At 66.9% G+C, this 26940-nt stretch carries 26 protein-coding genes; 19 read left to right on the forward strand and 7 right to left on the reverse strand.

The window, feature by feature from the left end; translation table 11 throughout:
• Positions 1–5: 5 nt before the first annotated feature.
• From rnk to FHR95_RS15660, 3 genes are all read left to right on the forward strand, one after another.
• Positions 6–419, forward strand: a complete 414-nt coding sequence (rnk, locus tag FHR95_RS15650) for a nucleoside diphosphate kinase regulator (RefSeq protein WP_183315094.1) — start codon at positions 6–8, stop codon at positions 417–419.
• A gap of 34 nt (positions 420–453) precedes the next feature.
• Entirely contained in the window at positions 454–1071 is a 618-nt protein-coding gene (locus tag FHR95_RS15655) for a LysE family translocator (RefSeq protein WP_183315095.1), read from the forward strand.
• 93 nt (positions 1072–1164) lie between these two features.
• Positions 1165–2397 carry an EAL domain-containing response regulator gene (locus FHR95_RS15660; protein ID WP_183315096.1) on the forward strand — a complete coding sequence of 411 codons (1233 nt, stop codon included), beginning with the start codon at positions 1165–1167 and terminating at the stop codon, positions 2395–2397.
• Here the strand turns inward: FHR95_RS15660 and FHR95_RS15665 are convergent.
• On the reverse strand, positions 2337–3989 hold the full coding sequence (locus tag FHR95_RS15665) for an acyl-CoA dehydrogenase family protein (protein WP_183315097.1): 1653 nt from the start codon (positions 3987–3989) through the stop codon (positions 2337–2339). The genes FHR95_RS15660 and FHR95_RS15665 overlap by 61 nt on opposite strands.
• 121 nt (positions 3990–4110) lie before the next feature.
• Between FHR95_RS15665 and FHR95_RS15670 the strand changes: the two genes are divergently transcribed.
• Genes FHR95_RS15670 through FHR95_RS15690 form a run of 5 tightly spaced genes read left to right on the forward strand, consistent with a single transcriptional unit; the run spans position 4111 to position 9192 of the window.
• Positions 4111–4659: an NUDIX hydrolase gene (locus FHR95_RS15670; RefSeq protein WP_183315098.1), complete on the forward strand. Its 549-nt coding sequence runs from the start codon at positions 4111–4113 to the stop codon at positions 4657–4659.
• Positions 4656–5582 carry an AAA family ATPase gene (locus tag FHR95_RS15675; protein ID WP_040184195.1) on the forward strand — a complete coding sequence of 309 codons (927 nt, stop codon included), beginning with the start codon at positions 4656–4658 and terminating at the stop codon, positions 5580–5582. The genes FHR95_RS15670 and FHR95_RS15675 overlap by 4 nt, the downstream gene beginning before the upstream one ends.
• Entirely contained in the window at positions 5579–6535 is a 957-nt protein-coding gene (locus FHR95_RS17360; RefSeq protein ID WP_183315099.1) for a DUF58 domain-containing protein, read from the forward strand. The genes FHR95_RS15675 and FHR95_RS17360 overlap by 4 nt, the downstream gene beginning before the upstream one ends.
• A complete protein-coding gene (locus FHR95_RS15685) occupies positions 6532–8661 on the forward strand; it encodes a transglutaminase TgpA family protein (protein ID WP_183315100.1) in 2130 nt (709 codons plus the stop codon). The genes FHR95_RS17360 and FHR95_RS15685 overlap by 4 nt, the downstream gene beginning before the upstream one ends.
• A gap of 45 nt (positions 8662–8706) precedes the next feature.
• On the forward strand, positions 8707–9192 hold the full coding sequence (locus FHR95_RS15690; RefSeq protein ID WP_040184198.1) for a glutathione peroxidase: 486 nt from the start codon (positions 8707–8709) through the stop codon (positions 9190–9192).
• A gap of 3 nt (positions 9193–9195) precedes the next feature.
• On the opposite strand, the gene FHR95_RS15695 is transcribed toward FHR95_RS15690, so the two are convergent.
• On the reverse strand, positions 9196–9582 hold the full coding sequence (locus FHR95_RS15695; RefSeq protein WP_040184200.1) for a DUF7079 family protein: 387 nt from the start codon (positions 9580–9582) through the stop codon (positions 9196–9198).
• Positions 9583–9777: 195 nt separating this feature from the next.
• On the opposite strand from FHR95_RS15695, the gene fabV reads away from it, so the two are divergent.
• The 3 genes from fabV to FHR95_RS15710 all read left to right on the forward strand — a co-directional run bounded on the left by fabV (position 9778) and on the right by FHR95_RS15710 (position 12349).
• Positions 9778–10989: an enoyl-ACP reductase FabV gene (fabV, locus tag FHR95_RS15700; RefSeq protein ID WP_040184203.1), complete on the forward strand. Its 1212-nt coding sequence runs from the start codon at positions 9778–9780 to the stop codon at positions 10987–10989.
• A 63-nt stretch (positions 10990–11052) separates the two neighbouring features.
• Positions 11053–11265 carry a hypothetical protein gene (locus FHR95_RS15705; protein WP_040184204.1) on the forward strand — a complete coding sequence of 71 codons (213 nt, stop codon included), beginning with the start codon at positions 11053–11055 and terminating at the stop codon, positions 11263–11265.
• 106 nt (positions 11266–11371) lie between these two features.
• A complete protein-coding gene (locus FHR95_RS15710) occupies positions 11372–12349 on the forward strand; it encodes a GlxA family transcriptional regulator (protein WP_179862006.1) in 978 nt (325 codons plus the stop codon).
• On the opposite strand, the gene FHR95_RS15715 is transcribed toward FHR95_RS15710, so the two are convergent.
• Positions 12321–12977 carry a class I SAM-dependent methyltransferase gene (locus FHR95_RS15715; RefSeq protein ID WP_183315101.1) on the reverse strand — a complete coding sequence of 219 codons (657 nt, stop codon included), beginning with the start codon at positions 12975–12977 and terminating at the stop codon, positions 12321–12323. The genes FHR95_RS15710 and FHR95_RS15715 overlap by 29 nt on opposite strands.
• A 214-nt stretch (positions 12978–13191) precedes the next feature.
• Here FHR95_RS15715 and FHR95_RS15720 point away from each other — a divergent pair, with 214 nt between their 5' ends.
• The 8 genes from FHR95_RS15720 to FHR95_RS15755 all read left to right on the forward strand — a co-directional run bounded on the left by FHR95_RS15720 (position 13192) and on the right by FHR95_RS15755 (position 21519).
• Positions 13192–14406 (forward strand): aspartate aminotransferase family protein, encoded by a 1215-nt coding sequence (locus FHR95_RS15720; RefSeq protein WP_183315102.1) that lies wholly within the window; start codon positions 13192–13194, stop codon positions 14404–14406.
• A 50-nt stretch (positions 14407–14456) separates the two neighbouring features.
• Positions 14457–15530, forward strand: a complete 1074-nt coding sequence (locus tag FHR95_RS15725) for an arginine N-succinyltransferase (protein ID WP_040184206.1) — start codon at positions 14457–14459, stop codon at positions 15528–15530.
• The gene (gene astA, locus FHR95_RS15730; RefSeq protein ID WP_183315103.1) at positions 15530–16576 is read left to right on the forward strand and encodes an arginine N-succinyltransferase; all 1047 of its coding nucleotides are present in this window, start codon (positions 15530–15532) and stop codon (positions 16574–16576) included. The genes FHR95_RS15725 and astA overlap by 1 nt, the downstream gene beginning before the upstream one ends.
• Positions 16576–18045 carry a succinylglutamate-semialdehyde dehydrogenase gene (gene astD, locus FHR95_RS15735; RefSeq protein ID WP_183315104.1) on the forward strand — a complete coding sequence of 490 codons (1470 nt, stop codon included), beginning with the start codon at positions 16576–16578 and terminating at the stop codon, positions 18043–18045. Before astA ends, astD begins: the two co-directional genes overlap by 1 nt.
• Positions 18046–18053: 8 nt before the next feature.
• Entirely contained in the window at positions 18054–18191 is a 138-nt protein-coding gene (locus tag FHR95_RS15740; protein WP_183315105.1) for a hypothetical protein, read from the forward strand.
• Positions 18188–19567, forward strand: a complete 1380-nt coding sequence (gene astB, locus FHR95_RS15745; protein WP_183315106.1) for an N-succinylarginine dihydrolase — start codon at positions 18188–18190, stop codon at positions 19565–19567. The genes FHR95_RS15740 and astB overlap by 4 nt, the downstream gene beginning before the upstream one ends.
• Before the next feature lie 90 nt (positions 19568–19657).
• Entirely contained in the window at positions 19658–20404 is a 747-nt protein-coding gene (locus tag FHR95_RS15750) for a TRIC cation channel family protein (protein WP_183315107.1), read from the forward strand.
• Positions 20405–20406: 2 nt separating this feature from the next.
• Positions 20407–21519, forward strand: a complete 1113-nt coding sequence (locus FHR95_RS15755) for a DUF3541 domain-containing protein (RefSeq protein WP_246378647.1) — start codon at positions 20407–20409, stop codon at positions 21517–21519.
• Here FHR95_RS15755 and FHR95_RS15760 read toward each other — a convergent pair.
• The 4 genes from FHR95_RS15760 to FHR95_RS15775 all read right to left on the reverse strand — a co-directional run bounded on the left by FHR95_RS15760 (position 21489) and on the right by FHR95_RS15775 (position 26875).
• Positions 21489–22304 (reverse strand): PEP-CTERM/exosortase system-associated acyltransferase, encoded by an 816-nt coding sequence (locus tag FHR95_RS15760; RefSeq protein ID WP_183315108.1) that lies wholly within the window; start codon positions 22302–22304, stop codon positions 21489–21491. The genes FHR95_RS15755 and FHR95_RS15760 overlap by 31 nt on opposite strands.
• A gap of 70 nt (positions 22305–22374) precedes the next feature.
• The gene (locus FHR95_RS15765) at positions 22375–25203 is read right to left on the reverse strand and encodes a bifunctional diguanylate cyclase/phosphodiesterase (protein WP_183315109.1); all 2829 of its coding nucleotides are present in this window, start codon (positions 25201–25203) and stop codon (positions 22375–22377) included.
• 33 nt (positions 25204–25236) lie between these two features.
• Positions 25237–26460 carry a hypothetical protein gene (locus FHR95_RS15770; protein WP_218922899.1) on the reverse strand — a complete coding sequence of 408 codons (1224 nt, stop codon included), beginning with the start codon at positions 26458–26460 and terminating at the stop codon, positions 25237–25239.
• Positions 26429–26875, reverse strand: coding sequence for a hypothetical protein (locus FHR95_RS15775; RefSeq protein WP_218922900.1), 447 nt, complete (start codon positions 26873–26875; stop codon positions 26429–26431). The genes FHR95_RS15770 and FHR95_RS15775 overlap by 32 nt, the downstream gene beginning before the upstream one ends.
• Positions 26876–26940 lie beyond the last annotated feature (65 nt).

Consider the following 26940-nt stretch of genomic DNA (forward strand, 5'->3'; position numbering starts at 1 on the left):
GTCTCATGGCGACGCGCCCACCCATCATCATCAATCGACTCGATGCCGAGCGGCTGCAGCGGCTCATCGATGAGGCCGACGAGCATGACGTGGCCGTGGTCCGCTCCCTTGAAGAGGAACTGGCGCGCGGCGAGGTCGTCGACCCGCAGGAGATTCCCGAGGACGTGGTCAGCATGTGCAGCCAGGTGCAGTTCACCGACCTGGCGCGTAACCGGCAGATCATCCGCACCCTGGTCTATCCCCATGCGCTGGCCACCACCGAAGACGGTGTCTCGGTGATGGCGCCCGTCGGTGCGGCCTTGATCGGCCTGCGTATCGGCGACACTATCGATTGGCCGCTACCGGGAGGCCGCGAGGCGCGGCTGCGCATTGATGCCATCCTCTGGCAGCCCGAGAGGGAAGGCCAGTTCCACCGCTGAATCCTGGCCAACCCCGATTACTGGAGGTCTCCGCATGCCCCTCTCGCTATGGTTCTCATTGGCCGCTGTCTGTGCCATGGGAGCGATGTCACCCGGCCCCAGCCTGGCCCTGGTCCTTCGTCATACCCTGGGCGGCGGCCGCCTGCCGGGGGTCGCAGCGGCCCTCGCCCATGCCCTGGGCGTGGGCTTCTATGCGCTGCTCACGGTCTGGGGGCTCGGGGCGCTGATCGTGCGCTTCCCGCTGCTGTTCCAGGCCATTACCTGGGGCGGCGCGGCCTATCTGGCGTGGTTGGGCATCAAGGCCCTGCGCGCCGGGCGGGCTGGCGCCCTGGACGCCGAGGCCATGGTCACCAGTCGGCGCCAGGCGGCGCGCGAGGGCATGCTGGTGGCGCTGGGTAACCCCAAGCTGATCCTCTTTTTCATCGCCCTGCTCAGTCAGTTCGTGACCCCGGACATGAGCCTCGCAGCCAAGGCGCTGGTCGTCCTCACGGCGATGATCATCGACGGCGGCTGGTACGTGCTGGTGGCGGTGGGGCTATCCCACTCGCGGGTGCTGCCCTGGCTGCAGGCCCGGGCCCACTGGCTCAACCGCATCACCGGCGTGCTGCTGCTGGCCCTGGCGCTGCGGGTGGTGGCCGGGCCCATCGCCTGAGCGATTGCGTTGACGTGTGTCATGCTCCTGTTCCGGTGACTTAGGTGTATTGCTGATACGCTGAAGTACACTGCCCGGGCGGGAACCCGCAAGATGAATGATCTGACGATGCAGGCGCAACGTCTCACTGTGGTGCTCGAGGAGGATCCGGAGGCCGCCGCCACCTTGTCGCTGCAGCTGCGCACGCTCGGCATGGAGTCTCGCTACTGCCGGCATGGCCAGCACCTGATCGGCGAGGTCATGGCGCGTCGTCCCCAACTGGTGATCATGGCGCTGGAGTTTGGCCAGCAGGATGGCATCTCCATGCTGCGCCGGCTCGCCGAATGTGGCTATGGCGGTCGCGTGCTGCTGCTCAGCGGCGTCGAGCGCAAGATCGTGCGCATCGCCGAGCGGCTCGGCCAGGCGCTGGGGTTGCAGATGCTGGCGTCCCTCGACAAGCCGATGCGGCTCATCGAACTGCGCGAGCGCCTCGAAGCGCTGTCCTCGGGCCATGCGCCGCTCGACGATCCCGCTGCTCCGCCTCCCTGTCGTATCGAGGAGCTGGACCGCGCCTTTGCACGCCAGGAGATCACCCTCCATTACCAGCCCCAGTTCGAGCTGGCCAGTGGCCGGCTGAGCGGCGTGGAGGCGCTGGTGCGCTGGGCCCATCCCGAGGCGGGTCTGCTGGTGCCCGGCCGTTTCCTGCCACTGCTGACGCCCGACCAGAACCGTCACCTGACCCGCCGCGTGCTGCAGCTGGCGCTGGAGGATGCCGCCCGCTGGCGTCGCGCCGGCCTCTGCCTGTCGCTGTCGGTCAACGTGACCGCCGATGACCTGATGTGCCCCGAGCTGCTCTCGCTGATCAGCGAGGAACGCTGCTCGGCGGGCGACACCCCGGTGGTGCTGGAGATCACCGAGACCGCCGCCATGGAAGACGAGCTGCTTGGCAGTGAGGTCGCGGCCCGCCTGCACCTGGCGGGTCTGGAGGTCTCGGTAGATGACTTCGGGGTGGGCTTCTCATCCCTGGCCCGCCTGCAGCTGCTGCCGATCAGTGAATTGAAGGTCGATCGCAGCTTCGTCAGCCAGCTGCTCGAGGATGCCCAGGACGCCGCGATCGTCGAGGCGGTGGCGCTGCTGGGACGCCGGCTGGGCATCCGGGTGGTGGCCGAGGGCGTCGAGGACCTCGCCTGCCTGGCGCGCCTCGAGCGCTACGGTTGCACGCATGTGCAGGGCTTTGGCCTGGCGCGGCCCATGCCCGCCTCGGATATCCTGGCACTGGCCGGCGCTCAGTCGCCGATGCGTGCCAGCAGCGTTGCCAGCGGCGCATCGCCGGGCAGCACCCCGTAGGCGGGGCCGGCCTCGTCACCCAGCCGCGAGCGGCAGAAGGTCTCGGCCACCTCCGGCGGGGCATGGCGCAGCAGCAGGGCAGCCTGGAGGCACTGGGCCAGCCGCTGGGTGAGCCAGCGCGCGCGTGGCTCCAGCGCCTCGGGTGGCGCGGCCAGTTCCGCGTCCAACTGGGCGAGGGCGCTGTCGAGCTCGGCCTGCTGGCCACGCAGCGCAGTGAATTCGGCCTGCAGCGCCGCCAGTGATTCGGGGTGGCGGTCAAGCACCCGCAGCAGGTCCAGGCAGATCACGTTGCCCGAGCCCTCCCAGATCGAATTGACCGGCGCTTCGCGATAGAGCCGCGCCAACGGCGCCTCCTCCACATAGCCGATCCCGCCCAGGCACTCCATCGCTTCTGCCATGAAGGCCGGCGTGCGCTTGTTGTGCCAGTACTTGGCCAGCGTTGGCAGCAGCCGCGACAGGGCTCGCTCCTGGTCATCGCCACGGGCACCGCCATCGAAGGCCCGAGCGGTGCGCATCACCAGTGCCAGGCCGGCCTCCACCTCCAGCGCCATGTCGGCCAGCAGCACCCGCATCAGCGGCTGCTCGGCCAGCGCCCGGCCGAAGGCGTGACGCTCCCGGACATGCTGCCAGGCCTCCGTCAGGGCCTGACGCATCATGCCCACCGGCGCCGTGGCGGCATCCAGTCGCGTCTGCTGGACCATCTCCAGGATGCTTGCGATACCCCGGCCCGGCTCGCCCACCGGCTCGGCCAGGGCGCCGTGGTACTCGATCTCCGCCGAGGCATTGGCGCGATTGCCGCACTTCTCCTTGAGGCGCTGCAGTTCAATGGCGTTGCGCTCGCCCTCCGCGGTGACGCGCGGCACCAGGAAACAGGTGAGGCCCTCAGCGGTGCGCGCCAGGGTCAGGAAGGCGTCGGACATGGGCGCGCTGCAGAACCATTTATGGCCGGTCAGCCGCCAGCCATCCGCCGTGCACTCGGCACGGGTGGTATTGGCGCGCACGTCGCTGCCGCCCTGCTTCTCGGTCATTGCCATACCGAAGGTCAGCCCGGTTTTCTCCTGGGCGGGCAGCACGCGCGGGTCATAGTCCCAGGACAGCAGTCCCGGCGCCCACTGGGCTTCGACGGCACGCGTCTGGCGCAGCACCGGCAGGGCGGCATGGGTCATGGTGACTGGGCAGCAGAAGCCGGGCTCGGCCTGGGTCAGCAGGTACAGGGCGGCGACATGCGCCTGGTGGCCGCCGCCTCCCTCCTCCTGCCAGGCCACCGCGTGCCAGCCATCGTCGAAGGCCAGGTGCATCAGCTCATGATAGGCGGGGTGGTAGGTCACCTCATCAAGCCGCCGACCGTGACGGTCGAAGAGGCGCAGTTCGGGCGGGTGACGGTTGGCCGCCTCGCCGAGCTCTTGGACACGGACGCTGCCGACCTCGCGTCCCAGCGGGGCGAGACGCCTGGCGACCCAGTCCGGCGCCTCGCGGGCCAGGGCTTCCAGCAGCGGGATATCCTCGCCGAGCCGGTCGTGGTCCTCGGGCGGCGAGGGCTGGTTGGTCACTTCGTGGGTGGCCAATTGAGGGCGGGGAGCGGGGTCGGTCATGGTCGAGCTCCACGGATGACATCTGTCATGAGCATGGATGTCACCCCGTGAGCGGTCAACGCGCGGCGTGACGCTGCCGCCGTGACTGGGTAGGCTGAAGGCATTCTCCCGGGAGCCTCTCATGACCGCCGATGCGACCTTGCCCGACTCGTTGCCCGAGCCGCACATCGCCGATGAACAGATCCAGCTGGTGGATGCCCGTAATCGCCCCTGCGGCAGCGCTCGCCGGGCTGCCATGCGCCGCTTCCGGTTCTGGCATCGGGCGACCTATGTGGTGGTGCGCAACCGTCGTGACGAGATCTGCGTGCAGCGTCGCACCCTGACCAAGGAGGTCTTTCCGGGCGGGTTGGACCTCGCCGCCGGCGGCGTGGTGGGGGCCGGCGAGGCGGTGCATGTGGCGGCCCGTCGCGAGCTGGCCGAGGAGCTCGGCATCCGGGGCGTGCCGCTGCGCCAGGTGGGCGAGTTCGTCCATGACGCGGGCGGCAACCATATCTTCGGCAGCCTCTTCCTGGTCGACCACGATGGCCCGCTGACGCTGCAGGCCGAGGAAGTGGCCGAGGCCTTCTGGCTGCCCCCCGCCGAGGCGCTGGCGCTCGACGGCGTGACCCCGGATACCCGCCAGGCGCTTCAGGTCCTGCTGGCCGGTGGCGCGCTGGAGACCGGACGATGAACCGGCCGGAGCGGCTTTCCGAGCTGGACGCGGTGCTTGCCGCCCTGGAAGGGGTCGTGCTCGGCAAGAGCCGGGAGGTGCGCCTGGCGCTCTGCTGTCTGCTGGCCCGCGGCCACCTGCTGATCGAGGATCTTCCGGGGCTCGGCAAGACCACCCTGGCCCAGGCACTGGCGCGGGTTACCGGACTGGACATGCAGCGCCTGCAGTTCACCAGTGATCTGCTGCCTGCCGACGTGCTCGGGGTCTCGGTGTTCGACCCGCATGAGGCGCGCTTCCGCTTCCATCCCGGGCCGGTCTTTCATGGCCTGGTGCTGGCCGACGAGATCAACCGGGCCACGCCCAAGACCCAGAGTGCGTTACTCGAGGCGATGGAGGAGGGTCGCGTGACCGTGGAGGGCGAGACCCGGGCCTTGCCCGAGCCTTTCTTCGTGATCGCCACTCAGAATCCCCAGGAGCAGGCCGGCACCTTCCCCCTGCCGGAGTCGCAGCTCGACCGCTTCCTGATGCGTCTCTCGCTGGGCTATCCCGATCCCCGGGCCGAGCGCGAGATCCTGCGCGGCCAGGCTGGACGCGTGAAGCTCGAGGCGTTGATGTCGCTGCTCGATGCCGAGCGCCTGCGCGGCTGGCAGGCGCGGCTGGACAAGGTCCATGTGGCCGACGCCCTGCTCGACTACGTGCAGGCCCTGGCCGCGGCCAGCCGCGAGCATCCCGAGCTGGCCTGGGGGCTCTCCACCCGCGGGGTGCTGGCTTTGCTCCAGGCGGCCCGGGGCTGGGCGCTGCTCGAGGGGCGCGACCATGTGCTGCCGGAGGATGTCCAGGCGGTATGGATACCCGTGACGGGCCACCGACTGAGCAGTGGCCCCCGGGAGGAGGGTGAGGCGCTTGCCCGCCACCTGCTGACCCGCGTGGCGGTGATGGGGTGAGCGTGGCCACCGTGGCGCCAAGCGGTCCCCGCCGTCATGGACGATTGCGCCATTGGTGGCTGCGTCGCCTGGCCGCCTCAATCGAAACCCCGCTGCCTCAGCGTCGGCTGTTCCTGATCCCCACCCGCTTCGGTCTGGGCTGGGCGGTGCTGGTGGTGGTGCTGCTGCTGTTTGGCATCAACTACCAGAACAGCCTGGCCTACGGGCTGGCCTTCTGGCTTTTCAGCGTCGGTGTGGTAGCGCTGCTGCGCGGCTGGCTCAACCTGCTTGGCGTCATTCCGGGGCTGCGCCTGCCCCGCGAGGCGTTCGCCGGCGGCGAGACGCGGCTGGGGGTGGTGCTGAAGGCGCGCCGCGAGCGTACGGCCCTCGAGCTGCAATGCGACGGCGCCCGGGGACGGGTGGATATCGTCGACGGCCAAGGTGACACCGAACTGGCCTTGCCGACGCCCCGGCGGGGTGTCCAGGTGCTGCCGTGGCTGCGCCTCGAGACGCGCTGGCCGCTGGGGCTGGTCCGGGTGGTGGCCTGGGTTCGACACGATGCCGAGCTGCTGGTCTGGCCCCAGCCGCGCGAGGAGGACGAGCCCGCGGTGCACCACGGCGGGGTGGGCCTGGAAGCCAGCGACTTCGCGGGACTGCGCCGCTTTCAGCCCGGCGATAGCCCCGGGCGGGTGGCCTGGAAACAGTGGAGCCGCACTGGCGTGCTCGCCACCAAGGTGTTCAGCGTGCCACCGCGACAGCAGCTGTGGCTGGATTACGATGCCTGCCGCGGCGACCCGGAGCGGCGCCTCTCGGTGCTCTGCGCCCGGGTGTTGGCCCATCATCGTGCCGGCGACCGCTATGGCCTCAGGCTGCCTGGCGTCACCCTGGCCCAGGGCGAGGGGGAAGCCCAGCGTCGCCGGGCGCTGGATGCCCTGGCGCGCTTCCCGGCCACGGGTGACAAGGGGGACCGATGAGCGTGCGATCTGCCCGGCTGGCTGTGCCGGCGGTGCTGGCGGATGGCCGGGGGCTGAGCGGGGGCATGTTGCGCCAGCTGTTCATCGGGCAGTGCCTGGTGCTGGCCCTGCACCTGGCCTGGATGCCGGCCTGGCTGGCGGGACTGGCCCTGGTGGTGGCCGGCTATCGGTTCGTGCAGCTACGCCGCGGCCTGCCGCGTGCCGGCATTCTGCTGCGGCTGGCCGCCGTGGGCGGCCTGGTGCTGGCGCTCTGGCTGCAGTTCGGCACCCTGGGCAGCATGGATGGGCTGGTGGGCCTGCTGCTCGGCGTCTACCTGCTCAAGCTGCTCGAGACCCATGATCGGCGCGATGCCCGGGTGGTGGTGGTGATCGGTCTGGTGACGACGGCCGTGGCCTTCCTCCACGACCAGGGGATTCCCATGGCCGCGGGCGCCCTGCTGGCGGTCGCCTGGCTGCTGCAGTCGCTGGTGTGGCTCTCCGGTGCCTCCGGCCGTCGCCAGGCCTGGCGGGAGACGGCCTGGCTGCTGGTGCTCTCGGCCCCGTTGATGGCGCTGCTGTTCGTGAGTTTTCCTCGGCTGGGGCCGCTATGGAGCATGCCCCAGATGGACCGGGCCGCTACCGGCCTGACCGATACCATCTCGCCGGGCGACATCGCCGAACTCTCGCGCAGTGATGCACGGGCCTTCCGGGCCCGCTTCGAGGGCCGTGAGCCGACGCCCGACGAGCGCTACTGGCGGGTCTACACCCTCTCGCACTTCGACGGCACCCGCTGGTCGCGGGTCACCCCCGACCAGCTGGCGGCAACCCTCGGGCGTCCGGTCGATGCCTTTGTCGAGGTGGGCACTCGTTCCCCCTGGCAGTCGCATGAGGGCGAGCATTTCAACGCCGAGCTGTTGCTGGAGCCCGACAGCCGCCCCTGGCGGCCCTCGCTGGGTACGCCGCTGGAAAGCGACAGCCGCCAGCGGTACCTGGCCGATGGCACCCTGGAGGGGCTGACCCCGCTGAGCTCACGCAGCCTGCTGAAGCTTGCCAGCAGCGCAGCACCGCCGGCCAATCAGGACCCCGCCGGGGCGCGCTGGAACCGCCTGCTGCCCGACGACACCAACCCGCGCACCCGGGCACTGGCCGAGCGCCTGTGGCGGGAAAACGGTGGCGACCCGGACGCCTACCTCGCGGCGATGATGGCGCGTTTCGGCGAGGCCCCGTATCGCTATACGCTCTCGCCGCCGCGGCTTTTCGGCGACCATCGTGTCGATGATTTCCTGTTCGACAGCCAGGCCGGCTACTGCACCTATTACGCCTCGGCGGCCGCCGTGATGGCGCGGATGGCCGGTATTCCGGCGCGGGTGGTCGCGGGGTTCCTGGGTGGCGAGCGGCACCCGGACGGCCACTTCACGGTCAGAGACTATGACGCCCATGCCTGGGTCGAGGTGTGGCGCAACGGTGCCTGGCGGCGCCTGGATCCTACCGCGGTCATTGCGCCGGAGCGCATTGAACAGGGCCCTCAAGCGGTCGATGACGGCGCGGAAGCGTTCCTGGCGGACGCTCGCTTCTCTCCGCTGCACATGCGCGAGGTGGGCTGGGCGAACCGCCTGCGTCTGGAGTGGGAACGCCTGGAGTACCGCTGGCAGCGTGGCGTGATCGGTTACCAGCGTGAATCGCGTCGTTCGCTGATGGCGCAGCTGGTCAGCGGATGGCGCGCGACCTGGGCCTGGCTGGAAGCTCGGCTGCCTGGCAGTGGCGTGATGGCGACCGCACTGGGCCTGATGGTCGTGCTGGTGGCGACGGCGGGCCTCGCCTGGCTGGCCCGACATGGCTGCCAATACCGCCGGCGACGGCGCGACGTGCGATGGCTGGTAGGCCGTCTTCAGGCCCGGCTGGCGCGCCGGGGTCTTGGGGCCCGTCCGGGCGAGTCGCCTGCTGCCCACCTGCGGCGCGTTGCCCCCTGGGCCGGACCGGCGGGGCGGGCCCTCAACGACTGCGCACAGGACCTCGAGCGGCTGGCCTATGCCCCCCTCGAGGAACGGGAACGCCACCAGCGTCGACGGCGGCTGGCGGAGCGAGTCGCCGAGGTGCGCCGGCGCCTGCCTCGGCAACGGCATGGGTCAGGCGGGGCTGGTGCGTGAAAGGCCGGCGTGTCATCGTAACGGGCAAGAGAGCGAGACTGATCCATGTCCATCCATGATTACGATTGCCGCACTCATAGCGGCGAGCCCTTCAACCTCCGCGCCCTGCGTGGCCAGGTGCTGCTGATCGTCAATGTGGCCAGCCAGTGCGGCTTCACCGCCCAACTGCGCGACCTCGAGCACCTCTACTGCGGCTATCGCGACCGAGGCTTCACGGTGCTGGGTTTTCCCTGCAACCAGTTCGCCCGCCAGACGCCGGAGTCGGCACTGGATTTCTGCCGTTTCGCCGAGCAAACGTACGGTGTCTCCTTCCCGCTCATGGAGAAGGTCAAGGTCAACGGCAGTGGGGCGCATCCGCTGTTCGTCGAGCTCAAGCGCCAGGCGCCGGGTGTGCTGGGGACCAGCATGATCAAGTGGAACTTCACCAAGTTCCTGATCGGCCGGGATGGCCGGGTCATTCGCCGGTTCTCGCCCCGTGATGACGAGGTGGCGCTGCGCGAGGCGCTGGAGAAGGCCCTGGACGAGTCCTGACGGTCAGGGCACTTCGCCGCGTTCGACCAGTACCCGTCCCATCAGCTCGTTCCAGCGATGGCGAGTCATCATGGTGGTCAATCCCGAGAACAGTGCCCAGCTCTTGCGCCGCCAGCCGTTGAGCCGCAGGTTGTGGGCCACCAACTGCTTCATCAGCTTGTAGTCGTCGAACGAGCGCCATTCGCCGGCCACCGACATCTGGTGGCGGGAGAGCACCGGGGCTAGCTCCAGGCGGAAGACCCACTCCAGCTCACGCACGCTCAGGTCATGGCGCTGAATGACGTTGACCATGTGTGCGTAGTCGGTTTCACGAGGCTCGCGTTCCAGCCACAGCGGGGCCAGGGCCAGCCACAGCTCGCCGCGCTCGTCGACCAGCGTCTGTGCATCCATCGTTACGCTCCTGCCACACTCGTTGCCCGGGAGGAGCATCCTGCACCAGCCATGCGGTGGCCTCAAGGGCGGACAGCCGCCGACGGGGCCGCTATCATGTTGCCCACTGGCTGAATTTTTTGCATTTTCCGGCTCATTCATTCCCACGCGGACGGGCACCGTTGCCCTATCCGCCGGACAACAACGAGGTCTGACGTGATCATCAAGCCCAAGGTACGCGGTTTCATCTGCACCACCACTCATCCCGTTGGCTGCGAGAAGAACGTGCTCGAGCAGATCGAGGCGACCCGCGCCCGCGGCCTCGACAAGGCCAACGGGCCCAAGAAGGTGCTGGTGATCGGTGCTTCCAGCGGCTATGGCCTGGCGGCGCGTATCACCGCGGCGTTTGGCTACGGCGCGGACACCCTGGGCGTGTTCTTCGAGAAACCGGGTACCGAGAAGAAGCCCGGCACCGCCGGCTGGTACAATAGCGCCGCCTTCGACCGTTTCGCCAAGTCCGAGGGGCTCTACAGCAAGTCGATCAACGGTGACGCCTTCTCCCACGAGGCCCGTGAAAAGGCCATCGAGCTCATCCAGCAGGACCTGGGTCAGGTCGACCTGGTGATCTACTCGCTGGCCTCACCGGTTCGCAAGATGCCCGACAGCGGCGAACTCAAGCGCTCCAGCCTCAAGCCGATCGGCGAGACCTATCGCGCCACTGCCATTGACACCAACAAGGACGCCATCTTCGAAGCCGAGGTCGAGCCCGCGACCGAACAGGAGATCGAGGACACCAAGGCGGTGATGGGTGGTGAGGACTGGGAGCTGTGGATCGATGCCCTGGACCGCGCCGGCGTGCTGGCCCAGGGCGCGCGCAGCGTGGCCTTCAGCTATATCGGCACCGAGATCACCTGGCCGATCTACTGGCACGGCGCCCTGGGCAAGGCCAAGGAGGATCTCGACCGCGCCGCCGGCGAGATCGACAAGCGCCTTTCCAGCAGCGGCGGCGGTGCCAATGTGGCGGTGCTAAAGTCGGTAGTGACCCAGGCCAGCGCGGCCATCCCGGTGATGCCGCTGTATATCGCCATGGTCTACAAGGTAATGAAGGAGAAGGGCCTGCACGAGGGCACCATCGACCAGCTCAACCGCCTGTTCAGCGAATGCCTGTATGCTCGTCAAGAACAGGACAACGACTGCCGCATCGACGACGCCGGCCGTCTGCGTCTGGATGACCGCGAACTACGCGATGACGTCCAGCAGGCCTGCAAGGAGCTCTGGCCCCGGGTGACCACCGAGAATCTCTTCGAGATCACCGACTATGCCGGGTACAAGCACGATTTTCTCAAGCTTTTCGGCTTCGAGCGCGATGACGTCGATTACGATGCCGATGTGAACCCGGTAGCGGACTTCGATGTCGTGAACTTGTAGGACCCGCATTTCGGTCGTTGCTCGAGCATGCGGAATGCTAATCTCAGCCAGTGGAGTGTTGCCATGGATACCCGAGAAAACAAGACGCCGGAAGAGGAACTCCAGCATTTCAAGGAAGTCAGCCAGCCCGAGGATTTCGAGCATCCCGAGCCGGATGCGGAGCAGCCAGAGGCGAAAGAGTCTTCCCACGGGCTTCACCGCGTGTTGCCTATCGTTATCGTCGTGATCGGGGTCCTGGCAGTGGCCATGCTGCTGCTGAGTGGCAACGCCGACTAGCCCGCCGTTGCCCTGCCCGTGCGGCGGGGCTGTGGTTCCATCCGGCCTTGGGTAAGATGGTGGCTTCGCCCAGCATCTCCGGCACCAACCCCAAGGCCAGCCCTGCATGTCCGAATCTCCTGTCCCCCTTCGTCCGGCGTCAGCGACGCGGCATGTCGGCATGGTGGTCCTGCCCGGTTTCTCGCTGCTGGCTCAGGCCTGTGCCACCGAGCCCCTGGCGGTGGCCAATCGTCTCGAGGGTCGGACTCTCTACCGGCTCACCACCTTCGCCAGCACCGCCGGGCCGGTGGCGAGCGCCTCCCAGCAGGCACTGATGCCCCAGGCCGGGATCAGCGAGGTGGATGAGCCGCTTGATCTGTTGCTGGTGTGCGCCCCGGGTCCGCTGTCCGGCTGCGTTCCCGAACGGCTGATCGAGTGGCTTCGGCGGCTGGCCGGGGCAGGCGTGGTGCTGGGCGGTATCGGCGGGGGCACGGAGGTACTGGCCCGTGCCGGGGTGCTGGACGGCTACCGGGCGACGCTGCCTTGGCAGCGCTTCAGTGCCTTCTCCGAGGCGTTTCCTCGCGTGAGGCTTTCCCGTCAGCTCTTCGAGATCGATCGTGACCGGCTGACCTGTGGCGGCGGCACTGCCGCCATGGACATGATGATGACCCTGGTCAGCAGTCAGCAAGGTCCCCGGCTGGCTGAGCGGATCTCAGAGCACTTTGTGCTGGAGCGTATCCGCATGGGTGACGAGCCTCAGCAGGTGCCGCTGCGCTCCCGCCTCGGCCATGCCCCGGAGAGCCTGGCCGAGGCGGTGGCCTTGATGGAGGCCAATATCGAGGAGCCGCTGACCACCCACGAACTGGCCGAGCATCTGGGCATCTCGCGTCGTCAGCTCGAACGGCTGTTCAAGAAGTACCTGCAGACAGTGCCCAGCCGCTACTACCTGGACCTGCGCCTGCAGCGCTCGCGTCAGCTGCTGCGCGACAGCGACCGTCCCGCCGGCGAGATCGCCCTGCAGACCGGCTTCTCCTCGGCGGCGCACTTCTCCACCGCCTATCGCAATCACTTCGGCATTACCCCTCGTGAGGAGCGGCTGAGGTAGCGGATACCGTGTTGCCCTTGCGCGCCAGCAGGGCGCGAAAAAGCGAGCCCATCATCACCGGCGTGTCCTGCTCGATGACGAAACCGGCCGATGACAGCAATGGTCGGGCCTGGCGGGTGATGTCGGTGGCGATGGCCGAGGTCAGGGCATTCAGCCCGCGGCGGACCAGGCCGGCCGGATGCTCGTCGGTCTGGAACTTGTCCATCACGCACAGCTGCCCCTCCGGCTTCAGCACTCGCCGCGCCTCGGCAAGCCCCTTTTCGGGGTCGGGCATCACCGCGAGGATCAGGTGCATGACCACCACGTCGAAATGCGCGTCGGGGTAGTCGAGGCACTCGGCATCCATGACCTCGGCCTGGACGTCCCGGCCCTGCGCCTCGGCGCGCTGCGCGAGGCGCCTGACCATGCCCGGGGAGAGGTCGGTAGCATGCAGCTCGATGTCGCGCGGTAGCCACGGCAGGTCGAGCCCGGTGCCGGCGCCGACCAGCAGCACCCGCATGCCGGGGTGCCAGGTCACCTGGCCCAGGGCCAGGCGACGGGCGCGGCGAAAGGCGCGGTCGGCCACCAGGTCATAGACGGGCGCGTAGAGCCCATAGCGAATCCGGTTCCAGGCCGTGGTGTTGAACATCTCGGGCTCCTTGTCGGCGGTGGCTTTTCAGCCTCCTCCTCCCAGCCTATCCCATTCCGCGTCTGCCATCCCGCCGCCCGCGGGCAGCACGGCCACTGCCTTATACACAACTCACCGTCCCATTGCTGAAAGCTTCCTTCGGCCGTGCTCCCTATACTCGAGTGTTAGTTGACCTGAAGATAGTTGATCCGTCATTCCAAGAAGGGAGAGCGACATGAGCCAGGCCCCGACCCGCGCCGACTTCGACCAGTATATGGTGCCCAACTACGCCCCTCAGAGGGCGATCCCGGTGCGCGGCGAGGGGAGCCGCCTGTGGGACCAGGAGGGTCGCGAGTACATCGACTTCGCCGGTGGTATCGCCGTGAACGGCCTGGGGCACTGCCATCCGGTGCTGGTCGAGGCCCTCACCACCCAGGCAAACAAGCTCTGGCACCTTGCCAATGTCTACACCAACGAGCCGGCGCTGGCCCTGGCGCGCAGCCTGGTCGAGCGTACCTTTGCCGACAAGGTCTATCTCTGCTCCTCCGGTGGCGAGGCCAACGAGGCGGCCCTCAAGTTGGCGCGGCGCTGGGCCCATGACCACCATGGCGAGCACAAGCACCGTATCGTCTCCTTCTCGCAGTCGTTCCATGGCCGCACCTTCTTCACCGTCAGCGTCGGTGGACAGCCCAAGTACTCGCAGGGCTTTGGCCCGGTCCCCGGCGGCATCGTTCATGGCCAGTTCAACGACCTGGACAGCGTGCGCAACCTGATCGACGACGACACCTGTGCGGTGATGGTCGAGCCGATGCAGGGGGAGGGCGGCGTCATCCCCGCGGATCCCGCCTTCCTTCAGGGACTACGCGACCTGTGTGACGCCTTCGACGCCCTGCTGATCTTTGATGAGGTGCAGACCGGTGCCGGACGCACCGGCTCGCTCTACGCCTACCAGCAGTACGGCGTGACCCCGGATATCCTGACCAGCGCCAAGGCGCTGGGTGGCGGCTTCCCGGTGGGTGCCATGCTGACCACCGACCGCGTGGCCCCGGCCATGGCTATCGGCACACACGGCTCGACCTATGGCGGCAATCCCTTGGCGTCGGCCGTGGCCCTGGCCGCCGTGGGGTTCATCGATACCCCGGAGGTGCTTGAGGGCGTCAAGCGGCGTCACGATCTTTTCCGTGAGCATCTCGAGACGATCAACCGCCAGCATGGCGTGTTCAAGGAGATCCGCGGCATGGGGCTGCTGATCGGGGCCGAGATGGCGCCAGAATACGAGGGGCGGGCCAAGGATATCCTGCCGCTGGCCCTCGAGGAGGGACTGATGGCGCTCATCGCCGGGCCCAACGTGTTGCGCATGGCGCCCTCGCTGGTGATCCCCGAGGCCGATATCGCCGAGGGCATGGCGCGTCTCGAGCGGGCGGTGGCACGGCTGGTGGCGGGCCAGTGAGCCCCGGTGCTGCAATGCGTAAGGATTCATCCTCCTGCGGAGACCCTGCCATGCTGGTCGTACGCCCCGTCCGCTCGGCGGACCTGCCGGCCCTGGAGCGGTTGGCTGGCAGCGCGACGCCGCGGCTGACCAACCTGCCGGCCCATCGCGATCGCCTGGAAGAGCGAATCGCCCGCTCCCAGCATGCCTTCGCCGCCGAGGTCGAGGCGCCCGGCGACGAGCACTATACCTTCGTGCTCGAGGACCTGGCGCGCGGCGAGGTGGTGGGTACCGCCACCATCCGTGCCCAGGCCGGCGCCCGCGAGGCCTACTATACCTATCGCCAGGAGACGCTGATCCACGCCTCCCAGCAGCTTGACGTGCGTCGCGAGGTGCCGACCCTATCGCTCTCTCACGAGGTCTCCGAGGCGACCCTGCTCTGCGCCCTGTCGCTGGATGCCCGCTACAAGGGCACCAGTGCCGAGAGCCTGCTGCGCCGGGCGCGGCTGATGTTCATTGCCCAGTACCCGGAGCGCTTCGCCGCGATCCTGGCCATGGCCTTTCCCGGCTACCTGGACGAGCAGGGCGAGTCGCCGTTCTGGAACAGCGTTGGACGCCACTTCTTCGTGCGCGACTACCAGGAGATCAACTACCTGGCCGGGGTGCGCTCCAAGAGCTTCATCGCCGAGGTGATGCCGCAGTTCCCTCTTTACCTGGCGCTGCTCACGCCCCAGGCCCGAGCCGCGATCGGCCGCGAGTATCCCGATCACGAGGCGGCCTTGAGCGAGATGCTGGCCGAGGGCTTCCTGCGCTCGCGCCACGTCGACATCTTCGATGCCGGTCCGGTGATCAAGGGCGAGCGGGAGCGCTTGCAAAGCTTTCGCCACGCTGCCTGGCACCCGGTGCGCATCCGTCCTGCCCACGCGCTGCCCGATGCCGAGCCGGCCATGGTCGCCAATCAGCGTCTCGACGATTTCCGCTGTGTGGTGGCGCGCTATGCCTTGTCGCCCACCGGCCAATTGATGCTCTGTCCGGCGCATGCCGAACGACTGGGCGTTGAGGAGGGGAGGGCCGTGCTGGCCGCGCCGCTGACGCTACCCGGCGGGGAAGAACTCGATCCGGGCTACGACGAGGGAGAGTTGTGATGCGTATTCGACCGATCGCCGAGGGCGACCTGGACGAGCTGCAGGCCCTGGCCCGGGAGACCGGCGTGGGCTTCACGTCGCTGCCCGACAACCGCGACTTCCTGGCGTCCAAGATCGCCTCGACGGTGGCGGCCTTCGAGGAGCGCACGCCCCATGACCAGCGGCTCTACTTCTTCGTGCTGGAGGATGAGGCGAACGGGCGGCTGGCCGGCTGTTGCGCCATCGAGGGGCAAGTGGGGCGCGAGATCCCCTTCTATCACTATCGGCTGGGCACCCTGGCACACTCCTCGGTGCAGCTCGACCTGCACCGCACCATCGATACGCTCTTCCTGAGCTCCGACCACACCGGCGACGCCGAGGTGGCCTCGCTGTTCCTGCGTCCCGAGTACCGCGGCGCGGACCGCCGCCATCAGCGTAACGGCGCGCTGCTGTCGATGATGCGCTGGCTGTTCCTGGCCGAGTTTCGCGACCGCTTCCCCGACAAGGTGCTCGCCGAGATGCGCGGCGTCTTCGACGAGCAAGGCAGGAGCCCTTTCTGGGAATGCCTGGGCAGCCACTTCTTCCCGCTCGACTTCGATGAGGCCGACAAGCTGACCGGGCTCGGCCAGAAGAGCTTCATCGGTGAGCTGATGCCCAAGTTCCCGATCTACACCCCCTTCCTCAGCGAGGCGGCGCGAGCCTGCATCGGCCAGGTGCACGAGCACACCCGCCCGGCGCTGGCCATGCTCAAGAAGGAGGGCCTGCGCTGGGAAGGTTACATCGACATCTTCGACGGCGGCCCCACCGTGGAGGCCTACATCGACGACGTGCGCGGCGTGCGGCTGTCTCGGCGCTGCCGGGTGGCGGTCAAGGCCGGCACGCTCGACGGCTCGCCGCGGCCGCGCTGGCTGGCCGCCACCACCGGGATGGCCGGCTTCCGTGCCGCCTGGCTGGGACGCGGGCCCGATGCCGAGGGCGTGGTGACGCTCGACGAAGCCGAGGCGCGGCGGCTGGAGGTCGCCTCCGGCGACACCCTGCGCATACTGGACACCGAGGAGGAGGCGTGATGAACGCAAGACAACAGCTGCTGATCGATGGTGCCTGGCAGGCGGGCGAGGGTGAGACCTTCGCCAAGATCGATCCGGTGGCAGGCGAGCGTCTCTGGGCGGGCGCAGCCGCCACCGAGGCCCAAGTAGACGCCGCGATAGCGGCCGCCCGGCGCGCCTTCCCGGGCTGGGCGCGCACCGCCTTCGACGAGCGCCAGGCGCTGGTCGAGCGCTTCCGAGAAGTGCTGGAGCGGCACCGCGAGGCCCTGGCCACCGCCATCGCCCAGGAGACCGGCAAGCCGCTCTGGGAGGCCCGCACCGAGGTCGGTGCGATGATCGGCAAGGTGGCGATCTCGGTCCGCGCCTATCAGGAGCGCACCGGCGAGCGCAGCCGTGACCTGGGAGACGCCACCGCCGTGCTGCGCCATCGCCCGCACGGGGTGATGGCGGTCTATGGCCCCTACAACTTCCCCGGCCACCTGCCCAACGGGCATATCGTGCCGGCGCTGCTGGCCGGCAATACCGTGGTGTTCAAGCCCAGCGAGCAGACACCGCTGACCGCGGATATCACCCTGCAGTGCTGGCAGGAGGCGGGGCTGCCCGATGGCGTGATCAACCTGGTGCAGGGGGCCGCCGCCACCGGCCAGGCGCTATCAGCAAACCCCGGCATCGATGGCCTGCTGTTCACCGGCAGCGCCCGGGTCGGGGGCATCCTGCATCGTCAGTTCGCCGACCAGCTGGACAAGATCCTGGCCCTGGAGCTCGGCGGCAACAACCCGCTGGTGGTGAAGGACGTCCCCGATCAGGAGGCGGCCGTGCTGACCATCCTGCAGTCGGCTTTCCTCTCCGGTGGCCAGCGCTGCACCTGCGCCCGGCGGCTGATCGTGCCCGAGGGCCAGGTAGGGGATCACCTGCTGGATGCCCTCAGTGACGCCATCTCGCGGCTGCGGGTGGCCGGCCAGTTCAGCGAGCCCGCGCCCTTCTATGCCGGCCTGGTGAGCGTGGCGGCCGCCGATGGCCTGCTCAAGGCCCAGGACGACCTGGAGGCGCTGGGGGGCACGGTGCTCGCCCGCATGGCCCGCGTCGAGCCCGGCACCAGCCTGCTCAGCCCGGCGCTGATCGATGTCAGCGGGCTGGCGGTGCCCGACGAGGAGCACTTCGGCCCGCTGCTCAAGGTGCATCGCTACCGCGACTGGGACGAGGCACTGCGCCTGGCCAACGATACACGCTATGGCCTCTCCGCCGGGCTGATCGGCGGCGAGCGAGGCGACTGGGACGACTTCCTGCTGCGCATCCGCGCCGGCATCGTCAACTGGAACCGCCAGACCACCGGCGCCTCGGGCGACGCGCCCTTCGGCGGCATCGGCGAGAGCGGCAATCATCGCCCCAGTGCCTACTACGCCGCCGACTACTGTGCCTACCCGGTCGCTTCTATGGAGAGCGAGGCGCTGGTCTTGCCAGAGAACCTGCCGCCGGGGGTGACCCTATGAGCTTCAACATGATGCCAATCTCGCTCGAGGCGCTCCGAGCGCGCTCTTACAAGACCGCCGCCGACGACTGCGCCTATCCGGTCGCCTCCATGGAGAGCGAGGCACTGGTGCTGCCCGAGACGCTGCCGCCGGGGGTGACGCTATGAACCAGCCGACCCCGGACGTGCGCGAGGTCAACTTTTGTGAGGTCAACTTCGACGGCCTGGTCGGCCCGACCCACAACTATGCCGGCCTGGCGCTGGGCAACGTCGCCTCCATGACCCACGGTGGCCTGGAGGCCAATCCCCGGGAGGCCGCGCTGCAGGGCCTGGGCAAGATGAAGGCGCTGATGGAGGCCGGCTACGCCCAGGGCGTGCTGCCGCCTCAGCAGCGCCCTGACCTGGGGGCGCTTCGCCAGCTCGGCTTCTCCGGCAGTGATGAACGGGTGCTGGCCCGGGCGGCGGGCGAGGCCCCGCAGATCCTGCGCGCGGTCTGCTCGGCCTCGAGCATGTGGACCGCCAATGCCGCCACGGTGACGCCCTCAGCGGATGCGCCGGACGGCCGGGTGCACTTTACGCCGGCCAACCTGCAGTCGAGCTTCCACCGCTATCTGGAGCCGGACACCACCGCCCGGGTGCTGGCGGCGATCTTTCGTGACGAGGCGCGCTTCGCCCATCACCCGGTGCTGCCGGCGACCCCCGCCTTCTCCGACGAGGGCGCGGCCAACCATACCCGCCTTGCCGCCGACCACGGCGAGCCCGGGGTGCACCTCTTCGTCTATGGCCGCGCGGCCTTCGGCTGGGGGGCCGAGGAGGGCGTCGCGCCGCGGCGCTACCCGGCGCGCCAGACCCTGGAGGCGAGCCAGGCGATTGCCCGCCAGCATGGGCTCACGGAGACCCGGGTGGTGTTCGCCCAGCAGCACCCCGCGGCCATCGACGCCGGCGTCTTCCACAACGACGTGATCAGTGTGGGTAACGGCCCGGTGCTGCTCTACCACGAGCGGGCCTTCCTCGACGAGCAGGCCACCCTGGACGAGCTGAGGGCCAAGATGGCCGCGCCACTGGTCCCGATACGGGTCCCCGAGGAGGCGGTCAGCCTCGAGGACGCGGTGGCCTCCTACCTCTTCAATTCCCAGCTGCTCTCCAATCCGGACGGCACCATGACGCTGGTGGTGCCCGGGGAGTGCCAGGAACGCGAGAGCGTCTGGCGCACCATCCAGGATCTCCTGCTGGGCGGCCACAATCCCATCAGCGACGTCGTGGTCAAGGACGTCAAGCAGAGCATGCGCAACGGCGGAGGCCCCGCCTGCCTGCGGCTGCGGGTGGTGCTCTCGGCCGCCGAGCGCGCGGCGCTCTCCGGACGTGTCCTGCTCACCGAGGCCCTGCATGACAAGCTCACCGCCTGGGTCGAGCGTCACTACCGCGACCGTCTGGCCCCGGCCGATCTGGCCGACCCACAGCTGGCCGAGGAGACCCTGGCGGCGCTTGACGAGCTGACGGGGATCCTGGCCATCGGCGCTGTCTATCCCTTCCAGCGGGGGTAAGGCGTCCGGATATTCTGCGACTGAGGGCCGCTCGGCGAAGAGGTACGTCTATGCGCTATGCCCCCGTCCAGCCGACAATGGAGAGACGATGTGACGGACGTGGTGTATTGGCTGGATCTGGCGGGGGTGATCGTCTTCGCCCTTTCGGGCGTGATATTGGCCTGCCGCTCGCGGATGGACCCCTTCGGCATGCTGGTGCTGGCGGCGGTGACCGGGATCGGCGGTGGCACCCTGCGAGACCTGGTGCTGGGCGTTCGCCCGGTGTTCTGGGTGACGGATCCTAGCTATCTCTGGGTGATACTGGCCACCGTGGGCCTGTCGATCCTCGGCTTCCACTATATCCACCGCCTTTCGCGTGGGTTCCTGCCGGTGGCGGACGCCTTCGGCCTGGCCCTGTTCACGGTGATCGGCGCCCACAAGGCCCTGATGCTGGAGGCGCCCGGCGTAGTGGCGGTACTCATGGGGCTCCTGACCGGCGTGGCCGGCGGCATGATTCGCGATGTGCTGGCGCGCCGGGTGCCCATGGTGCTCAGGCAGGAGGTCTATGCCACCGCCTCGATTGCCGGTGGCGTGGTTTTCGTGGGCCTGGAGGCCCTCGCCGCGCCGTTGGCCGCCTCCATCGCCATGGGGCTGGTGGTTACCCTCGGGTTGCGGCTCTCGGCCATCCACTGGCACCTGTCCCTGCCGGTGTTCGCCTGGGTTGTCGTTCAGCCGCCATCAGCGCCCGTGGACACCAAGGACAACAAAACGGAGAAGGCGATACCCTCGGCGCGCGCCAAGGCCCGGGTCAAATTGATCCCGCCCGGACGCGCCAGACGACGGGGTAAGGGGAATTGAGCATGGCCCTGATGGACAGGAACCGCACGCCTGCCGTGCTCGTGACCTGGCTGATAGTGGTGCTTCTGTCGCTGGCCGGCTGTGCGGTCCAACAGCGGGACTTCGAGCAACGGGCGCAGGAACTGGACCATGCGGCAGTGGCCGAGGCGATCCGAGAGCGCTACGAGACGGCGCTGCCCGACCTGCCCCGAGGCAAGCAGCGCCACTATGCCCAGCGGCTCTACCGGATCACAGGAGACGCCCGTTACCTGCCCCTCAATCGTGACTACGGACAGCGCCTGGTGGCCCGGATTCGCGAGGAGATCGATGCGCTGGGCACGCCGGGCCATGCCGAACGACGAGCCCGAGAGAAGGTGGCGGCCTACCCGGCGCGAACCGAGAAGCAGCGTCGGCGCAAGCGGATGCTCGCCGAGTGGGGAGAGATCGCCTATGCGAAGCGCCTGGCCTTCGACCTGACCCAGGCCAAATACCACGGCCTGTTGAACGCGGCCGACCTTCCCGGGTACCACCAGGCGCTGGACTACCTGGCAAGCGTCGACTTTCGCACCTTCCTGCTCGATCCCGACGTGATGGCGATCTATGCCGCCCAGGTGGCGAACCTGGCGTATTACCTCGAGGACCTGGACGTCACCGACCTGCGCGAGGAGGTCATCACGGCCTTCCGCCACCAGTACCCGCCGTGGCGAGATGCAAGGCTCTCCACGGCCGAGTATCGCAACAAGATCTACGGCATGACCCACTTCGTGATTGCCGCCAGCGACTACTACCAGCGGCCGGTGTCGGCCGAGGAGTTCCGCTGGGTGCTGGACGCGTTCGCCGCGGGCCTGGAGCGTATTCTTGCGGATACCAAGGAGGATATCTATACGGAGGTGGGCATCAGTTTCCTGCTGGCCGGGGAGGAGGACCACCCGGCGGTGACGCGCCTGCAGGATGCGCTGGTCGAGGCCTATGACCGTGAGGCGAGGATGGTGCCCTCGGAGCAGGGGGGCACTGACCTGGCCCAGGGGGAGCACCGCAACGTGCTGGCCATCATGCTGCTGGACTGGCCGGAGAGGCTTTATCCGGGGCCGAAGATTTCTCCGCTTCAGGAATATGAGGCCATCTTATCTTGGTAAGCCGGAAGGGATTCCAGCTGAGGGGCCAACTTCTGACGGATATGCAGGTAAAGTGGCATCAGGTCTTCATGTATTTCTTTTTCGGCTTTCCGGTGGTCAATGTAAAAAGCGTTTCGGCTGCCATGCATCTCAATGCGCTCCCCGACCTTGGTGAAATGGAAGCCTGACATCGAGAGAAGTCTCGGAAGCCTTGGTTCCATCATTGCAAAAACATGACGTTTTTTCATGAGGCCCACCAGCGAGTAGGTTGCAAGAAACAATGCAACGATAATCAAGGGGAATGTCTTTTTTTCCTCGGATGTGAATTCATGGAGGTCAGTTTCCATGCCAAGGGTTTCATGCTTTATGGGCTTGTGTCGAAACGCTCTGGCGATTGCGAAGCGCGAGATTTCACAAATACTCTCATAAGGAAGCGTGGCAGGGTGGAAGATTTCATGGGTGAGGCTGCGCTCACCATATTCCTGAAGGGGGAGCCTATGGTGCTTCCCTTCTGCCACCGGGGCTGGCAATACTAGCCTGAGGCAGCCAGCTGCGAGCCCCGATCTCCGGTGCTCAATCAGGCAGTGGATGGAGTGCGAGTCGTGAGCATCGATCTCGATGTTTTGCGAAGTTTCTCCTGGAGGGTGGTAGCCGATTTCCTGGCAATACACCTCGTGCCGTAGTCGGTATATCCTTTTTTTTTCAGATTCACTTATGGCAACATTAAAGGTGAAATCTTTAACGAAAGATTCGAACAGGTCGGCCGTCGAGCTGCGGATGTGCGTCATTTTTTGGGATGATGTCATCTTGAGCCTTCCTTCTTAAGCCGTAACCTGGAAGTTAAGTTGAGTGCTGAAAGAGCTATGCGTGTGTTTTTCACGTATCACCGCCAAAAGCCATTTGAGCTGGAACTGGGCGTCCCAGGTAAAAACCCTGGCCAAATGTGATGCCATAGGACCTCAGCATCGGCAGCAACGCCTCCTGGTCTACGAACTCGGCGATTGCCTGCTTGCCGAAGCCGGCGGCAATATCGGCGATAGCCTGGACGATGACGCGGCTATCGGCGCTTATCGGTAGGCTGCGGATGAAGGAGCCATCGATCTTGATGTAATCCACCGGCAGCTGTCCCAGGTAATGGAAACTGCTGAAACCCACGCCGAAGTCGTCCAGGGCGGTGCGGCACCCCAGGTCACGGATGGCCTGCAGCACGCCACGCGCAGTGGAGAAGTCGGTCACCGCGGCGGTCTCGGTAACCTCCAGGATAAGGTGATGCGGATCGGCACCGCTGGCAGCCAGTTCGTCGGCCAGGTACTGCTTCAGGCCTTCATCATGCAGGGACTGGCCGGAAAGGTTGACCGCCAGGCTGATGCCGCGCTCCTGCAACTGGCTGAGTAGTCGCAAGCTGTGGCGCAGTACCCAGCGGTCGACCTGCACGATCAGCCCGCTGCGCTCAGCGACCGGGATAAAACTGGAGGGAGAGATCAGGCTGCCATCGACATCGCGTATCCGCAGCAGCACCTCGTAGTGTTTCACGTCACGATCCTCCAGCCGCACGATCGGCTGAACCATCAGCGCGAAGCTGTCCTCGGCCAAGGCACTGCGCACGCGCTCGACCCAGTAGACCCGTTCCTGCAACTCGTCCTTGGCATTCTCTGTACCCGAGAGCAGATGCCAGTGCTGGATGCTGCTCTCCTTGGCCTTGTACATGGCCACGTCGGCACTGGCCATCAGGTCGGCGGGCGTGGCCCCATGGGGAGGGAAGAGAGCAATGCCGATGCTTGCCGTGACCCGGTGGCGTTGTCCGGCGGCCTTGAACCCCAGGTTATCGAGCAGCTGGTCGATATGCTGAGCGACCTGTACGGCCTGATCCTGGTTGGCCTGCTCCAGCAGCAATGCGAATTCATCCCCCCCCAGGCGGGCGATGACGCCGCGATGGCCCAGGTTCAGCAGCAGGGTCTCGGCTACTTCACGCAGCAGGCGATCACCGACGTGGTGACCGCTGAGCTCGTTGACTTCCTTGAACTGGTCCAGGTCCAGCAGCAGCACGGCGCCCTGTGATTCTCGCCAGAGGGCCTTCTGCAGCGCGTCCTGGAAATAGCGTCGATTATAGAGCTCGGTCAGGGGGTCTCGTTCGGCCAGCCAGGTCAGACGGGCCTCCGCCGTCTTGCGCTCGGTAATGTCCAGCCCCACCGAGATGCGTGACATGCTGCCGTCTGTGCCGGACGGTAGCGGGGCATGGTACCAGGCGATGGTGTGGATGCGCTGGTCCGGGGTCTGCAGGGTTCGCTCTTCCTGCTGAGGGGTGTCGAAGGCGCCTACCGGAGAGGGCCTGCCCGCCTCGAACACGTCAACGAAATGACGCCCCAGCAGGGAAGGCTCGTCCAGGTCCAGCATCGCCCTGGTATAGTCGTTGACCAGGCTGATCCGCCCTCTGCTGTCCTGGGCGATGATGAAGACCCGAGCGGTATCCAGCAGGCTATTCACGAAGTCCCGCTCCTGGGCCAGTTCCTCGACGCGTTCCGCTAGCTGGTCGCCGCGCTCCTGAACTTCTTCCTCCAGCATCTCGAGCTGTCGCGAGAGTTCCAGCGTGGTGCCTTCCAGCACGTCGATCTCGTCCGGTAGGCGGTGGCGGACGGATGGAATCGCGGTTCGCACATCGTCGAATCCCCCGCTGGCCAGCGTCGGCAGCAAGCCAGCGATCCGGCGCAGGCGTGCCATGGGGCGCAGCAGGATCAGCAGCAGCACCAGCTCAGCGGCGATCCAGCCTGCCAGGCCAACCCACAGCAATATGCGAGTGTCCTCGTTGATGGCCCTGATCTGGGCCGAGTTATCGGAGATCAGCAGGAAGTAACCCGTGCTGCGACGGTCAGCGTCCTCGTCCATGCGGACCGCACTGAGCTCCAGGTACTGGCCCTGATGCTGCAGTTGCATGGGGGACTGCAGCAGACGACGGATTGGACTGAGTCCCGCTGCCCGTTTCAGGACGGGGAGGCTCTCTGCCTGGCGCGTCAGCGCCAGGAGGTAGCCATTCCAGGGGTCGAGATGGCGTTCCTCGGGTAGGTCGCGGCTCTCCAGGTGGCCGGTCACCAGCAAGGCCACCTCGGCGTTGGAGACCTCCCTGGCCTGGCGGGTCACATCGGCCAAAGAGCGTGAGAGCACGACCAGCCCGACGCTATCGCCGTCTACCAGCACTGGAACAGCAGCATACTGCTGGCAATCCGTCGTACAGCGCAGTGCTGTGATGGGCATCTCGGTGTCCATGATGCGCTGCACCCAGGCCTGGATCGGTAACCCGCTCTCGGCCTTGTCGGCGCCCCAGCGGCCCATGGTCTGTCCCCGGGTGTCCACCACCCGTATCTCGTCGATGCCCGCCTCAAGCTGAAGGGTTGGCCACTGGGACGCCAGTGCCTCCTCGACGTCTTCGGCGTTGCCCTTCGCAAGGGGGGGGCCGAGGCGTGGTGAAGCCGCCGCCAGACCGGCCAGCTGGCGAAGGTTCTCTGCCGAGCGCTGGAGGGCCAGGCGGATTTCTCGCTGCTGGCGCTCATGATGCTGGTGACGGCTTTCCTGGAACTGCCGTGTCAGGTTGTCGTGGCCCAACCAGGTGAACAGCACCACCAGGCCGACCAGCAACAGGCTGCTCAGGGCGATGACACGCCATGTCAGGCTGAGTCGGTGACGAGTCCGGAGCGACGCGGGAAGGGTCATCTCGGCGGGTTCCTGGCCAGGAGCATGGAGACGTCAGAAACGCAACGAGAGCTGGAACAGCAGCATGTTCCAGCGACGACTGGTCTCGGATGGGTCCGGGTTGTCCTGAACAGGTAGCCAACCGGTTCCGTCTACATGGTGATATTCGCCGGCCAGCATGATGCGGGGATGTGGGGTCCACTGAAGCCCCACGGTGATGTCATCGGCAAACTGCGAATGAGCAGGTACTGCGCCACCGGTAAATTCTTCAAGGTTCTGTCCTGAGCGATCGTCCCTGTTGCTGGTCAGGCTGTCGTAACGAATCAGCCACTGCCAGTCATCAAGAAATCGTCGGGTATATTGGACATACCAACTTTCGCCAGTCACGTCGTTGAGCCAGGGATTGTCGAGTCCTCCCAGCTCAGTCGGTCGAAGCGCAAACTCAGCGGTCAGGCTCCAGAGCTCCTCGTTGTACTGTAATGACAGGATCACGGGGCGAAAGCGAAAGGTCAGATCGGATTGCAGAGGCGTATTAGAGTCGAACTTCGCCTTTGCCTGCGCGGCACTCAGAGCCGCAACGATACGACCTCCATCATGCTCGTAGCGAATCTGACCGATGGCCGATTGCTTTGGATCAAGGGAGCCAGGAACATTCTCCAGGCGCAGTGTGCGTCGAAGGTCATCACCTGCCTGTGCTTGCCCAAAACCAACCTGCGTTCTTATCACTCCGTTTGACAGCCGTTCCTCGTGATAGAGGCTGACACCGTCACCGGAAAGCCCTAGGGATCGGGTACGGTCGAAGTAGATTGACTGGGGCAGCAGGATACTGGGGCGCGTAAAGGCCACATCGCGAGTCTGGTTGTAGAAACCGAAGGGGTTCTTGAAGCGCCCGACCTGCACCCCGAAGGTGCGTTGCTGGTCGGAAAGCATCTGATAGTCGACGACGCCGTAGTCGAGGACCGGACGGGCATCGCTGCCATCTCCGCCGGCTCGTCGGCTCAGCACCTGGGCGGCTACCAGCACGTCCTCGTGGGGTCGCAGCGAGGCATTGGCACCTATCTCGGTAAACTTGAAACTGCCTTCATCGCTGCTACTGGGACCGAAGAAGTTGTTATCGTCTGTGACGACCAATGCCTGGCTGAGAAAGCCATGCACCTGAAGGGTATCCAGCACGCCCTCATCGCCCTGCGCATGGGCAGATAGGCCCAGGCCCAGGGCGAGGGCTATGGCGGTTATGGAACGGGCATCACTCCATTGAAATGACTTGGACGCGATCATCCAGGTACTCCCTTTCAAGATATCCTACCGCGCCAGGCGTGGTGGTGATTCGCAAGCGCATCTCGGCCTGGTCGCGAACACGCTCGGGGGCTTGTCCGGTGCCCGAAAACACCATGCGATCCCAGGCCAGCTGCAGCTGGTGCGGGTAAACGGCCAGCTGCTCTTTGGCAAAGCGGGCATGCACGGGGTGGTTATTGTCGAGCACGAAGACACGGACCGCCTGACCGTCGGGCCAGGTGCGCTGTCTCATGGCGAAGATGGCGCGAGTGGTATCGCGCTTCAGCCTGTGGGTATCCACACCGGGGTGTGCCACCAGCAGGATCGGCTCCTCTCGGGCATTGGCCGACGCGCCGGCCAGCGACAGGCCGGCCAGCAGCATCACGGCGGCTAGAGCCAGAAGGTTCAGGCGCCGCATGAAAAGCCCCTCCCCGGCCGGCCGGCATCAGCAAATGTGCCCACCGCCACCAGTGAGGGGGTCAG

The organism is Halomonas fontilapidosi, from assembly GCF_014192285.1.
Lineage (GTDB): Bacteria > Pseudomonadota > Gammaproteobacteria > Pseudomonadales > Halomonadaceae > Halomonas > Halomonas fontilapidosi.